13 protein-coding genes are annotated in these 13,472 nt (G+C 68.5%); 8 read left to right on the forward strand and 5 right to left on the reverse strand.

Annotated features, from left to right (window positions below; genetic code table 11):
* The first annotated feature begins 138 nt into the window (after positions 1-138).
* Positions 139-1,548: a glutaminase A gene (glsA, locus tag IEV93_RS18505; protein ID WP_188493149.1), complete on the forward strand. Its 1,410-nt coding sequence runs from the start codon at positions 139-141 to the stop codon at positions 1,546-1,548.
* Here glsA and IEV93_RS18510 read toward each other — a convergent pair.
* Positions 1,523-2,080 carry an NUDIX domain-containing protein gene (locus IEV93_RS18510; protein WP_188491798.1) on the reverse strand — a complete coding sequence of 186 codons (558 nt, stop codon included), beginning with the start codon at positions 2,078-2,080 and terminating at the stop codon, positions 1,523-1,525. The genes glsA and IEV93_RS18510 overlap by 26 nt on opposite strands.
* A 59-nt stretch (positions 2,081-2,139) precedes the next feature.
* Here IEV93_RS18510 and nucS point away from each other — a divergent pair, with 59 nt between their 5' ends.
* On the forward strand, positions 2,140-2,823 hold the full coding sequence (nucS, locus tag IEV93_RS18515; protein ID WP_188491800.1) for an endonuclease NucS: 684 nt from the start codon (positions 2,140-2,142) through the stop codon (positions 2,821-2,823).
* 7 nt (positions 2,824-2,830) lie between these two features.
* The gene (locus tag IEV93_RS18520) at positions 2,831-3,121 is read left to right on the forward strand and encodes an Rv1322 family protein (protein ID WP_188491803.1); all 291 of its coding nucleotides are present in this window, start codon (positions 2,831-2,833) and stop codon (positions 3,119-3,121) included.
* Between the two features lie 7 nt (positions 3,122-3,128).
* Here IEV93_RS18520 and IEV93_RS18525 read toward each other — a convergent pair whose 3' ends face one another.
* The gene (locus tag IEV93_RS18525; protein WP_188491805.1) at positions 3,129-4,241 is read right to left on the reverse strand and encodes a coiled-coil domain-containing protein; all 1,113 of its coding nucleotides are present in this window, start codon (positions 4,239-4,241) and stop codon (positions 3,129-3,131) included.
* A 72-nt stretch (positions 4,242-4,313) separates the two neighbouring features.
* Positions 4,314-4,808 carry a methylmalonyl-CoA epimerase gene (gene mce / locus IEV93_RS18530; RefSeq protein ID WP_188491808.1) on the reverse strand — a complete coding sequence of 165 codons (495 nt, stop codon included), beginning with the start codon at positions 4,806-4,808 and terminating at the stop codon, positions 4,314-4,316.
* Between the two features lie 95 nt (positions 4,809-4,903).
* On the opposite strand from mce, the gene IEV93_RS18535 reads away from it, so the two are divergent.
* The 5 genes from IEV93_RS18535 to IEV93_RS18555 all read left to right on the forward strand — a co-directional run bounded on the left by IEV93_RS18535 (position 4,904) and on the right by IEV93_RS18555 (position 9,113).
* Positions 4,904-6,091, forward strand: coding sequence for an acetyl-CoA C-acetyltransferase (locus tag IEV93_RS18535; RefSeq protein ID WP_188491810.1), 1,188 nt, complete (start codon positions 4,904-4,906; stop codon positions 6,089-6,091).
* 46 nt (positions 6,092-6,137) lie between these two features.
* Entirely contained in the window at positions 6,138-6,530 is a 393-nt protein-coding gene (locus tag IEV93_RS18540; RefSeq protein ID WP_371873885.1) for a DUF3817 domain-containing protein, read from the forward strand.
* Between the two features lie 65 nt (positions 6,531-6,595).
* Complete coding sequence (locus IEV93_RS18545; protein ID WP_188491812.1) at positions 6,596-6,901, forward strand: MTH1187 family thiamine-binding protein; 306 nt, start codon at positions 6,596-6,598, stop codon at positions 6,899-6,901.
* Positions 6,898-8,142, forward strand: a complete 1,245-nt coding sequence (locus IEV93_RS18550; protein ID WP_188491814.1) for an MFS transporter — start codon at positions 6,898-6,900, stop codon at positions 8,140-8,142. Before IEV93_RS18545 ends, IEV93_RS18550 begins: the two co-directional genes overlap by 4 nt.
* Before the next feature lie 50 nt (positions 8,143-8,192).
* Positions 8,193-9,113 carry a tetratricopeptide repeat protein gene (locus IEV93_RS18555; RefSeq protein ID WP_188493153.1) on the forward strand — a complete coding sequence of 307 codons (921 nt, stop codon included), beginning with the start codon at positions 8,193-8,195 and terminating at the stop codon, positions 9,111-9,113.
* Between the two features lie 39 nt (positions 9,114-9,152).
* Here IEV93_RS18555 and glgB read toward each other — a convergent pair whose 3' ends face one another.
* Positions 9,153-11,363 (reverse strand): 1,4-alpha-glucan branching protein GlgB, encoded by a 2,211-nt coding sequence (gene glgB, locus IEV93_RS18560; RefSeq protein WP_188491816.1) that lies wholly within the window; start codon positions 11,361-11,363, stop codon positions 9,153-9,155.
* The gene (locus tag IEV93_RS18565) at positions 11,360-13,378 is read right to left on the reverse strand and encodes a maltotransferase domain-containing protein (RefSeq protein WP_188491818.1); all 2,019 of its coding nucleotides are present in this window, start codon (positions 13,376-13,378) and stop codon (positions 11,360-11,362) included. The genes glgB and IEV93_RS18565 overlap by 4 nt, the downstream gene beginning before the upstream one ends.
* Positions 13,379-13,472 lie beyond the last annotated feature (94 nt).

Below are 13,472 nucleotides of genomic sequence, written 5' to 3' on the forward strand. Positions count from 1 at the left end.
CTCCAGCGCCAATGGTACTGCACCCTAATCAGTGTGGGAGAGTAGGACACCGCCGAACACAACTTACTGAAGCCTCGGAAACCCTCATCGGTTTCCGGGGCTTCAGTCATTTCCGGACCGTCTGCTTTGATGGGCATCATGGTGTCCGTCGTGGTCGACTATCTGCGTCATATCGAGACCGACTGCGTGGTGAACAACGTCGGAGAACTGGCCGACTACATCCCGGAACTCGCGGCGGTTGATCCGGACCGGTTCGCGGTGTCGGTCGCCGTGCACGACGGGCACGTCTACTCGATCGGTGATTCGTCCCTCGAGTTCACCATCCAGTCCATATCGAAGGCCCTCACCTACGCTCTGGCCCTGTCCAGACGGGGTGTCGAGACCGTGGACGCACACATCGGTGTCGAGCCGTCCGGTGAGGCGTTCAACGAGATCAGCGTGGATGCGCGGACGCGCAATCCGAAGAACCCGATGATCAACGCCGGCGCCATCACCGCGGCGGCGCTCCTCCTCGATGCCGGCCATGACGGTGACACCGACACCGGGGACGTCGACGAGGCCTTCACCCGGTTACTGGACTTCTACTCGGGGTGTGCGGGTCGGCGGCTGTCGATGGACGAGGCGGTGTACCGGTCCGAGACGGCCAGCGGGTCACGGAACCGGGCGATCGCCTACATGCTCGAGAGTTACGGCGTCATGCCTGCAGATCCCGAAGACGCGGTGGATCTGTACTTCCGGCAGTGTTCGGTGCGCGTCACCACCGACGATCTCGCGGTGATCGGCTCCACCCTGGCCAACGGCGGCGTGAATCCCCGCACGGGCCGACGGATGTTGGATCAGGTTGTTGTACGACGCGTCCTGAGCGTGATGACCACCTGCGGCATGTACGACGGTGCCGGCGACTGGGTGACGTCGGTGGGCCTACCGGCGAAGAGTGGCGTCGGTGGGGGCATTCTCGCCGTCCTGCCCGGGCAGCTCGGCATCGGCGTCTACTCGCCGCGCCTCGACGAACACGGGAACAGTGTCCGGGGTGTGCGGGCGTGCCGGCATCTGTCGGCGGATCTGGGCCTGCACATGTTCAACGTCGCCCGGGAGAGCAGGGTGACGATCCGCTCCACCTACGACGGTCATGAGCTCGACGTGGGCGCGGACCGCAGCACGGTCGACCAGGTCTACCTCCGTGCCCATCGGGAACGTATCCGGGTACTGGAGCTCCAGGGGGACCTGACCTTCTCCGGAACCGAGAGTGTGGTCCGTCGCGTCGAGTCGATCCGCACTGACGCGGATGTGATCATCGTGGGACTGCAACGGGTCGGCATGATCGACGAGGTGTCCCGACGCATGTTGATCGGGTTACGTCGCTCGCTCCGCGAGGACGGCAAGGAATGGGTGATCGTGGACCCCGACGGCATCCTCGTGGGCAAGAACCGGCGATCCCAGGAGCGACTGCCGTCGAACCCGGCGGAGGCGGCGATCACCTCGACGATGGCCGAGGCGGTCACGGTGGCCGAGGACGTCCTGCTCAAACAGGCCGCGAACCGCGACTGATGACGCAGGCCCAGGCGGCCATCGTCTGAGCGTCGCAGATCTCTCCCGTCTCGATCGCGACGGCGATCTCCGATCGATCCCACCAGCGACCGAGCATGTCCTGCTCCTCGTGCTCTCGGTCCGGTTCACCTTCGATCAGTTCCTCGGCCAGCACGACCGCCGATCGTTGGGCACAGAACCCCGGGGCCACGTCGATGGTGGCGAGATGGGTGAGACTGCGGGCGACGAGTCCGGTCTCCTCCCGCAGTTCGCGGGCGGCGAGTGCGACGGCGTCCAGGGTCACGCCGTCGGGGGCCGTCCCGGCCGGGAACTCCCACCGTCGGGCGCCGACGGGATAGCGGAACTGCTCCACCAGGTAGATCTCCTCGCCACCGGACACGGGGCGCCGAGCGACCACGACGACGCCGAGTGGACGGTCCACGACCCCGTAGATCCCGACACTGCCGTCGGTCCGCCGGATGTCGTCCTCACGTACCGACATCCACGCGTTGCGGTACACGGTTCTCGACGACAGCCGGCTCACATCGGTCACCTGCCCAGCATCGTCGGGTGGGTCCGTCCCGACAACCCGTCGACCCCTAAGGTGGGAGAGTGCGTTTGGTGATCGCGGAGTGCCAGGTGGATTACGTGGGCCGGTTGACGGCTCATCTGCCGATGGCCCGTCGCCTGCTGCTGGTGAAGAACGACGGGTCGGTGAGCGTGCACGCCGACGACCGTGCCTACAAGCCGCTGAACTGGATGAGTCCGCCCTGTTGGCTCACCGAGCAACCGATCCCCGACGGAGCCGCGGGCACGGCCCTGTGGGTGGTGACCAACAAGGCAGGCGAGGAACTCCGCATCCTGCTCGGCGAGGTCGAGCACGACTCCTCGCACGAACTGGGAATCGATCCGGGGTTGGTCAAAGACGGGGTCGAGGCGCATCTGCAGGAACTGTTGGCCGAGCACGTACAGACCCTCGGGCCCGGATACACCCTCGTTCGTCGCGAGTACATGACTGCCATCGGACCGGTCGACCTCCTGTGCCGTGACGCCACCGGTGGGTCGGTCGCGGTCGAGATCAAACGCCGTGGCGAGATCGACGGGGTCGAGCAGCTGACGCGCTACCTCGAACTGATGAACCGCGACACGACGCTGGCCCCGGTCTCTGGTGTGTTCGCGGCGCAGTTGATCAAGCCGCAGGCGCGAACCCTTGCCGAGGACCGCGGGATCCGTTGCCTCATACTCGATTACGATGCGCTGCGGGGAACCGAGAGCACCGAGTTCCGGCTGTTCTGAGGCCGAGATGCCCCGTCACAACAGGCGAGATCGTCCACCGCCGCGAGCGGCGTCGGCCGGACCACTGCACCGGGTGGAGAGCGGACCCGCAGGGTATGAGGTGGACCACCACGTCCGACCCATCTCCGGGACGGCCGCGACCAAGACCTACCTGTGCCCGGGCTGCAACCACTCCATCGTCCCCGGGACCGCGCACGTCGTCGCCTGGCCGGTCGACGATCGTGGCGGCGAGGACCGTCGGCACTGGCACACCGGGTGCTGGCGCGGACGCGCCGGCCGGACCGGATACCGGTCCTGACAAGTCCTCAGCGGTAGGACTGGCTCATCGGCGTCGTGCGGTCCGATGCCTGATCGTCCCGGTCGTCGGCGCCCGACTCGGCAGCGCCGGGGGAGCGTCCGTCGGTCGACCGGGAGATCTTGGCGTGTTCGGCCAGCCCGGAGTTCAGCAGGTCCGTGCTGTCGGTGTCGACGAGTTCTTTCTCCTCCTCCAGTTCGGCGAGCAGGCGGGGCAGGTCGTCGAGCTGGGTACGCACCTCAGTGAGCTGCGCCAACATCCGAGATCGCAACTGACGTGCGCTCTGCACCAACTCCGACGAGCGCGTGACCCGGTCGGTGGCGATCGAATGCGAGTGGGCGAGAAGTCGATCGGACTCGGCGGACGCGTTGTCGATGAGGTCGCGTGCGGTCGCCTCCGAGGACAGCTCGAGTTCCTTGACCGCGGTGACGGCCTTGTCGCGGCGCGCCGCCATCGTGACGTCGAAGTCCTCCTGGACGCGTTCGCGGTTGCGCTGCGCCTGGACGTCGATCTCCTCGGCCTCGGCGCGCGCGTTGGCCACGATCCGCTCGGCCTCCTGCTTGGCGGCAGCCATGGTCCGCTTGTGTTCGGTCTCCATCGCCGCCGTGCGGTCGGCGATGAAGGTCGCGTTGTCGTCCGAGCGCTTCCGGGCGTCGGCCTCCAGGCGGGACGCCTCGGTACGCAGTCGCTGCGACTCCACGTTGGCCGCGGCCAGTGTCGAGGACGCCTCCTCGGCGGCGTCGGCCCGCAGTGCCGCCGCCTCCTGGCGCGCCACCGAGAGCAACTCGGCCGCCTCTGACTGGGCGGTGGCCCGCATCTCGGAGGCCTCGTCGGCCGCGAGCTGCAGCATGCGGGAGATGCGGTCGCTCATGCCCTGGGCGGTGCTGACCGGGACCGACAACGAGTCGACGTCGCGGCGGAGCTGCTCGATCTCGTCGCGCGCGTCGTCGAGGTGCTCGGCGAGCTCGCGCGCATTGGATGCCGCCGCATCGCGATCGGCGGCGATGACCCGCATCTCCGCGTCCGAGCGTTTGAAGAACTCGCTGACCTGTTCTCGGTCGTAGCCACGCATGGCGATGGCGAACGGGAGGCCGGACTGCGAGGCGTGATCGTGTTCGGACATGGCGCAGAGTTTACTCGGTGGAGCCGACTTCACTGAGTCGACTCCACCATCGGACGGACATCCGGGCCGAACTCAGTGGGACGCGGGTTCCACCAGCTCGAGGAGCACGCCACCAGCGTCTTTGGGATGGACGAAGTTGATCCGCGAGTCGGCGGTACCGCGTCGCGCCTCGGGGTAGAGCACGCGCACGCCGTTGGCGGTCAGTCGACGCACGACCTCGTCGACGTCGACAACCCGCACGGCGAGCTGCTGCAGGCCGGGGCCCTTGCGATCGAGGAACTTGGCGATGGTCGAGGAGTCGTCCAGGGGCGCCAGCAGCTGTATCTGCGCGCTGCCGGTGATCTGCGCGTCGGCCGGGCCCACCATCGCCTCGATGACGCCCTGATCGGTGTTGGTCTCCTCGTGCAGGCACACGAACCCGAGGTTGTCGGCGTACCAGGCCTTGGTCGCCTCGAGGTCGCTCACCGCGATGCCCACGTGATCGATCGCGGTGACCAGATCGCCGATGAGCGCAGTGGGGCCGGACGCGGGGTCGGGCGCGGAGGGCGACTCTGCAAACGCTGTCATGTCGGCAACGGTAGCGTTGGGCCCGAAAACGTCGCCACTCGACGGTCGTCGGAGCGCACACCAGCGTCTTCGCCCGTCACACACCGGAGGTCCCCATGTCATCGGTCATCGTCGCCGGAGCCCGCACCCCGATCGGTCGCCTGATGGGGTCCCTCAAGGACGTCAGCGCCGTCGATCTCGGCGCCATCGCGATCCGCGGAGCCCTCGAGAAGGCCGGCGTGCCCGCCTCGGCGGTCGAGTACGTGATCATGGGCCAGGTCCTCACCGCGGGTGCCGGTCAGATGCCGGCGCGCCAGGCCTCGGTGAAAGCCGGGATCGGCTGGGACGTCGCCGCCCTGACCATCAACAAGATGTGTCTGTCCGGCATCGACGCCATCGCACTGGCCGACCAGCTGATCCGTGCGGGCGAGTTCGACTGCATCGTCGCGGGCGGCCAGGAGTCGATGACGCAGGCACCGCACCTGCTGCCCGGCAGCCGCGGCGGCTTCAAATACGGCAACACCGAGCTCGTCGACCACATGGCGTTCGACGGTCTGTACGACCCGTTCACCGATCAGCCGATGGGCGCGCTCACCGAGCAGGAGAACGACCGCGTCTTCTACTCGCGTGAGCAGCAGGACGAGTTCGCCGCCCGCTCGCACCAGCGCGCCGCCGCAGCATGGAAGAACGGGCTGTTCGCCGACGAGGTCGTCCCCGTCTCCATCCCGCAGCGCAAGGGTGACCCGATCGAGTTCACCGAGGACGAGGGGATCCGGGCCGACACGACGGTCGACTCGCTGGGGCGGCTGCGGCCCGCGTTCCGCAAGGACGGCACCGTCACCGCGGGCAACGCCTCGCAGATCTCCGACGGCGCCGCGGCGGTCGTCGTCATGAGCAAGGAGAAGGCGACCGAGCTGGGCCTCGAGTGGCTCGCCGAGATCGGTCCGCACGGTGTGGTGGCCGGGCCCGACTCGACCCTGCAGGCGCAGCCCGCCAACGCCATCGCCAAGGCCTGTGCACGCGCGGGGATCACCCCGACCGACCTGGACCTCATCGAGATCAACGAGGCGTTCTCCGCGGTGGGTCTGGCCTCGACCGAGCAGCTCGGCGTCGATCCGGAGATCGTGAACGTCAACGGCGGGGCCATCGCCGTCGGGCACCCGATCGGCATCTCCGGGGCCCGTATCGCGCTGCATCTGGCGCTCGAACTCGCACGTCGTGGCGGCGGGACCGGCGCGGCCGCACTCTGCGGGGCAGGCGGTCAGGGCGACGCGCTCATCCTCACGGTCCCCAAGCGCGACTGAGAGTCCTACTACACGTAGTAGTAACCCGATGTCGCAGTCGGGCACAATGGTCGCCATGGGCAACTTCTTCGACCTGCGGACCACCGCCAAGCGGTTCCGCTTCATCGCGGTACTCGAGGCCATCACCTGGCTGGCGCTGTTGATCGCCATGTTCTTCAAGTGGGTCCTCGGGCACACCGAGGCCGTGGCCGTCCCCGGCATGGTGCACGGCATCGTGTTCGTCGTGTTCGTGATCGTCTCGATCGTCACCTCGATCGCGCTGAAGTGGCAGACCTCCACACCTCTGACCCTCGGCTCGCGGGAGGTCCGGGTGCCGGTGGTGGTGCTGGCACTGATCTCGAGCATCCCGCCGTTCGGGACGATCGTCTTCGAGCGGTGGGCCGCGCGCAACGGGCACCTGGCCGAGCTCTCCGAGACGACGACCACAAAGCTCGCCTGAGGGCGATCGGCCCGCCGGGGTCGCGTCGGTTGCGGTCGACACCTCGCACGTGTGACCGTTGAAACATGATCGTCGCCTTCAGCGTTGCCCCGTCCGGTGCCGACTCGGTGGACGCCGACGGCGGCATGAGCGAGGCCGTCGCCGCGGCCGTGCGTGTCGTGCGCGAGTCCGGGGTCAGTCATCAGACCACCGCGATGTTCACCTACCTCGAGGGCGAATGGGATGAGGTGATGGCGGTGGTCAAGGCGGCCACCGACGCCGTCGCCGCTCTCGCGCCCCGGGTCTCGCTGGTCCTCAAGGCCGACATCCGGCCGGGATTCGACGATCAGCTGACCGCCAAGGTCGAACGCGTCGACCGACACCTCGAATGACCTCGACCACCACGGCACCACCGGTGACGCGTCGGCTGAGTGGACAACGGATCTCGGCGTCGGCGGTGTTCGGCATCAACGGACTGTTGGCGTCGATGTGGGTGTCACACATCCCGGTCATCTCTGATCGGACCGGCGTCGACCACACCACACTCGGTGGCCTGCTGCTGATCCTCGGCGGCTCGGCGTTCGTGGGTATGCAGCTCTGTGGCCCCCTGATCGACCGGTGGGGCTCACGCGGACTGACCATCGCAGGCGCCCTGCTGCTCGCGGTGGGCACGCTGGGTCCCGTCTTCGCCGACACCGCCCTGCAACTGGCCCTCGCGCTGGCGTTGTTCGGCTTCGGCAACGGTGCACTCGACGTCTCGATGAACTCCCAGGCCGTGGTGATCGAACAGGCCTACGGCCGTCCCGTCATGTCGTCGTTCCACGCCTATTTCTCCGTCGGGGGGATGGTGGGGTCCGGGATCGCGGCGGTCGGCCTGTTCCTCGACGTCCCGGTGGCCGCGACCGTCGCAACGGTCGCGGCGGTGTCCACGATCGCGGTGATCGCCACTCGACCGTTCCTGGTCGCCGGCCGCGCGGGCAACGGCGCCGATCCGGTCCCGTCCGGCGATCCGATCTCGCGCAAACGGTTCCCGCCGGGCCTGCGCGGACGGATCGTGCTGATGGCCCTGGTCGCGTTCGCGTTGATGCTGGCCGAGGGCACCGCCTACGACTGGAGCGCGCTGCACCTCGTCGAGCGATTCGGGACCTCCGACGCCGCGGGGGCCGTCGCGTTCGGGGCCTTCAGCGCCACGATGCTCATCGGTCGGTTCGCCGCCGACGCGGTGACCGCCCGTTTCGGACCGGTCGCAGTCGTCCGCGGAGGTGCCGCCACCGCGGTCGTCGGCATGACCGTGGTGATCTGTGCGCCGGTACCCGCCGTTGCCATCGGCGGGTGGGCGCTGTTCGGTATCGGGGTCGCGGGCGGCGTCCCACAGCTGTTCACCGCGGCGGGCAACGTGACCGCCCAGCCCAGCGGTCGGGTCATATCGACGGTGGTCGGCAGCGGCTATCTGGGCATGCTGGCCGGACCGGCACTGATCGGTCCGATCAGCCACACCTTCACCCTGGGCACAGCCCTGTGGCTCGCCGCCGCGGCCATGGCGTTCGGCGCCGCCGCGGCCGGCGTCGTGCGTACCAGCGGGCGCGCTCCGCGTGGATCCGATGCCACCGCGCGTGCCAAACTGGATGTGTGAGCCGACCCCAGCAACGTCCTCCCGCCGGTGCCGTCGCCCGCGCGGCCGCCATGACCGGCGCAGTTGACCTGTCCGTACTCAAAGAGCGAGCCGATGCGGCGCGCACGCGGCCCGCGGCCCCGTCGCGTCCGGCCGGTGCGGGTCCCACCGACCCCGATGCAGCTGCGACGTCGAGCGTCCCCGCGGTCGTCGAGGTGTCGGAGGCGACCTTCGAGACCGAGGTGCTCGCCCGATCCGAGCAGGTCCTCGTGCTCGTCGACCTCTGGGCGACCTGGTGTGAACCGTGCAAGCAGCTCTCTCCGCTGCTGGAGCGGCTCGCGACCGAGGCGAACGGCTCGTGGATCCTCGCGAAGATCGACATCGACGCCAATCCCCGGATCGCCCAGGCGTTCGGTGTGCAGTCGGTCCCGACCGTGGTCGCGATCGCGCTCGGGCAGCCGGTCGCCGCGTTCCAGGGTGTACAGCCGGCGGCGCAGATCACCGCCTGGGTCGACGAGATCATGACAAAGGTGGGTGATCAGCTCACCGGACTGCCCGCGGCCGAGCCCACCGAACCGGAGGAGGTCGAGGACCCCGGCATGGTCGCGGCCGAGGCACTTCTCGACGACGGTGATCTCGAGGGGGCCGTGGCCGCGTATCGTGCACTCGCCGAAGCGGATCCGAGCAACGTCGAGGCGGCATCCGCGGCGCGCAACGTCGAGTTCGTGATCCGCGCGCAGAGCCACGACCCCGCCGTGGTCGACTCGGCCCAGCCCGGCGACATCGAGGCGCAGTTCGCCGCCGCCGACGTGTTGCTGCTCGCCCAGCGACCCGACGACGCCTTCGACAGGCTCATCGCACTCGTCCGGGCGACCAGCGGCGACGAGCGGTCGCAGGTCCGCACCCGACTGCTGTCGCTGTTCGAGTTGTTCGACCCCGCCGAGACGTACGTGGTCTCGGCGCGGCGCAAACTCGCCAGCGCCCTGTACTGATCGCCCTGTACTGATCGCGCCGCCGGCGGCGAACGTCGTCTAGGTGGCGAGACCCGTCCCCGGGGCGAACCAGATCGCCCCGTTGGCGGGCAGGGTCATCCGCGCGGAGGCGGGACGGCCGTGCCACGGGTCACCGTCGGCCTCGACCGCACCCATGTTGCCCTCGCCCGACCCCGCGTAGTGCGGCGAGTCGGTGTTGAGGACCTCCACCCACGTCCCCGAGACCGGCAGTCCCACACGGTAATCGGTGCGGGTCACGCCCGAGAAGTTGAACAGGCACGCGACGACGCTGCCGTCGGAACCGAACCGCAGGAAGCTGATGATGTTGCCCGCGGTGTCGTTGGCGTCGATCCAGGAGTAGCCGTTGGGTGAGGTGTCCTGGGAGTAGAGGGCCGGGGTCGCCCGGTAGACGCGGTTGAGATCGGCCACCAGGGACTCGATGCCGGTGTGCAGCTCGCCCTCCCAACCGGTGCGCTGATCCCAGTCGAGGCTGCGCTCCTCGGACCACTCGGCGACCTGGCCGAAATCCTGGCCCATGAACAGCAGTTGCTTACCCGGGTGAGCCCACATGTAGGCCAGCGCCACGCGCACGCCCGCGGCCTTGGCGTGCGAGTCCCCGGGCATCCGACTCCACAGCGTCCCCTTGCCGTGCACGACCTCGTCGTGGCTGATCGGCAGGACGAAGTTCTCACTCCACGCGTACATCAACGAGAAGGTGATCTCGTGGTGATGATGGCTGCGGTGCACCTGATCCCGGCCGAGGAAGCCCAACGTGTCGTGCATCCAGCCCATGTTCCACTTCATGGAGAAACCCAGGCCGCCGAGGTTCGTCGTGCGCGTGACGCCGGGCCACGACGTCGACTCCTCGGCCACGGTCACCACGCCGGGGTGGTACTTGTGGACGGTTGCGTTCATCTCCTGGAGGAACTGCACCGCCTCGAGGTTCTCCCGGCCGCCGTAGATGTTGGGCGTCCACCCGCCGTCGGGACGGGAGTAGTCCAGGTAGAGCATCGACGCGACCGCGTCGACCCGCAGACCGTCGATGTGGAACTGGTCGAACCAGAACAGCGCGTTGGCGACGAGGAAGTTGCGCACCTCGCTGCGGCCGAAGTCGAACACGTAGGTGCCCCAGTCGAGTTGCTCACCGCGGGTGGGATCCCCGTGTTCGTAGAGGGGCTGACCGTCGAACCGCGCCAGCGCCCACTCGTCCTTCGGGAAGTGTGCGGGCACCCAGTCGACGAGCACGCCGATCCCGAGCGCGTGCAGGTGATCGACGAAGTGTCGGAAGTCGTCCGGGCTGCCGAAGCGCGACGTCGGTGCGTAGTACGACGTGACCTGATAGCCCCACGACCCGCCGAACGGGAACTCGGCGACCGGCAGCAGCTCGACGTGGGTGTAGCCCATCGCGACGACGTAGTCGCCGAGCTCGACAGCCAGTTGGCGGTAGTCGAGCCCCTGCCGCCAGGACCCGAGATGTACCTCGTAGACGCTCATCGCCTCGTCGGTCGGGTCGAGCTGAGCCCGCGCCTCGATCCACGCGGCGTCGTCCCAGACGTGATCGGTGTCGTCGACGATCGACGCCGTCGCCGGCGGCAGTTCGGTGCGCCGCGCCATCGGGTCGGCCTTCTCCCGGGTCACGCCGTCGCTGCCGTGGATGCGGAACTTGTAGCGGGTCCCCGCTCCGATGTCGGGGACGAAGATCTCCCAGACGCCGCTGGAGCCGAGTGAGCGCATCGGGGTGCTCCGACCCGCCCAGCCGTCGAACGAGCCGATCAGGGTGATGCCCCGGGCGTTGGGCGCCCACACCGCGAACGAGGTGCCGGTGACGGTCCCGTCGGGGGTGTCGTAGCTGCGCAGGTGCGCGCCGAGGATGTCCCAGAGGCGCTCGTGACGGCCCTCGCCGAACAGGTGCAGATCGAGTTCGCCGAGGCTGGGCAGGAACCGGTAGCCGTCGGCGACGACGTAATCGGTGGTGGTGCCGTCGGCGGCCGGATAGCTGACGCGGTAGCGGTAATCGATGAGGTCGGCGTAGGGCACGGCGACGACGAACAACCCGTCGGCCTGCCGTTGCATCGGGTGGTCCTCGCCGCCGATGACCGCGACGACGGCGCTCGCGTCCGGACGCAGGGTCCGCAGGATGGTGTGGCCCGGGACGGGGTGCGCGCCGAGCACCGAATGCGGATCGTGATGGGTGCCGACCCGCAACCGGTGGAGGTCCTGGGCCGGCATGGCCGCGTCGATGGTGCTCATGAGCTCGCTTGCCTCTCGGGGAGTCGGAACGCCAGTCGGGCGGCGGCGTCCGGGGTGATCGGTTGCAACGCGACGATGTGCGCGACCTGGCGCCACGGTTCCAGGCGCACGTAGTTGGCCTGACCCCAGTGGAAGTTCTCCCCGGTCACCTCGTCGACGCCGGAGAACCGGTCGGACCAGTCGTGGCCGATCGCGGGCATGTCGAGCCACAGCGTCGACTCCTCCGCGCCGAACGGATTGAGGTTGACGACGACCACGACGAGATCGCCGGTGGCCGGGTCGAACTTCGAATACGCGATCAGCGCGTCGTTCTCGACGTGGTGGAAGGTGATGTTGCGCAACTGTCGGAGTGCGGGGTGACGGCGCCGGATCGCGTTGAGCGAGGTGATCCACGGTTCGAGTGAATCACCGCGCGAGGACGCCGCCTTGTAGTCGCGGGGTCGCAGCTCGTACTTCTCGGAGTCGAGGTACTCCTCGCTGCCGGGATGGACCGCGTCGCCCTCGAACAGCTCGTACCCGCTGTAGACGCCCCACGTCGGCGACAGCGTCGCCGCGAGAGCTGCACGCAGAGCGAACATCCCGGGCCCGCCGTACTGCAGCGTCTCGTGCAGGATGTCCGGCGTGTTGACGAACAGGTTCGGTCGGGCGACGTCGGCGTGCTCGGCGATCTCGGTCCCGAACTCGGTCAGCTCCCACTTCGCGACGCGCCAGGTGAAGTACGTGTACGACTGCGTGAAGCCGAGCTTGGCCAGTCCGTAGAGTCGGGCCGGGCGGGTGAACGCCTCCGACAGGAACAGCACGTCGCGATCGCGCTTCTTGACCTCGGAGATCAGCCACTCCCAGAAGTCGCCGGGTTTGGTGTGCGGGTTGTCCACGCGGAAGATCTTGACGCCCAACGACACCCAGTGCAGGACCACGCCGAGCACGGCGCGGTAGATGCCCGCGCGATCGTCGTCGAAGTTGAGTGGGTAGATGTCCTGATACTTCTTCGGCGGGTTCTCGGCGAACGCGATCGTGCCGTCGTGCTGCACATAGAACCAATCCGGATGTTCCAGGGCCCACGGGTGATCGGGCGCGCACTGCAGGGCCAGGTCGATGGCCACCTCCATGCCCAGCTCGGCGGCCCGGGACAGGAACCAACCGAAGTCCTCTTCCGTGCCCAACTGCGGGTGGATGGCGTCGTGCCCGCCGTGCGCCGATCCGATGGCCCACGGCGAGCCGGGGTCGTCGGGTCCCGGGGTGAGGGTGTTGTTGGGTCCCTTGCGGTTCATCTCGCCGATGGGGTGGATCGGCGGCAGGTACACGACGTCGAAACCCATGTCGGCGATCCGAGGCAGATCCTGTGCGGCCGTGTGGAATGTGCCGTGCACGGGACGGCCGTCGTTGTCCCAGCCGCCGGTGGAGCGCGGGAACATCTCGTACCAGGACCCGAACAGCGCGCGGGTGCGGTCCACCCACACCCGGAACGAACGGCTCTTCGTGACCAGGTCGCGGACCGGGTACTCGCCGAGCAGTCGCACGACCTCCGGGGCGAGCGCGGGACGGACGCGGACGGCGAGATCGTGGTCGGACCGCAACGCCTGCACCGCGTCGGTGAGCAGTTGCCGGTCGCCGGGAGGAACACCGTCGGCCGCCCGCTCGAGCAGCCGTGCGCCGGACTCGAGGTCGTTGGCCAGTTCGGCCGCGTCCTGACCGGCGTCGAGCTTCTTGGTGACCGCGCTGTTCCACGTCGTGTACGGGTCGCTCCAGGCGTCGATACGAAACGACCAGTAGCCGGGTGCGTCCGGGATGAACGCGCCGTTGTAGGTGTCGGGCTCGTGGGCGGGGAACATCGGCGACTCGAGGACCGAACCGCGCACCGGGCCCTCGACGTGCAGGGTGGCCGCGACCGCGTCGTGCCCCTCGCGCCACACCGTCGCGCTGACCGGGAAATATTCGCCGACAACGGCTTTGGCCGCGAACTGTCCCGCGGATATCACCGGCTCGATGTCATCTATGCCGATGCGCCCAATCACCCGTTCGCCACCCTTCGACTCGCCGTCTGCTGCCCGGTGCCGTCGGCGGGGTCAGCGTCGACCGACTTCGCATCGGCCCCACTCAACCGTAGGG

The sequence above is a fragment of the Williamsia phyllosphaerae genome (assembly GCF_014635305.1).
Lineage (GTDB): Bacteria > Actinomycetota > Actinomycetes > Mycobacteriales > Mycobacteriaceae > Williamsia_A > Williamsia_A phyllosphaerae.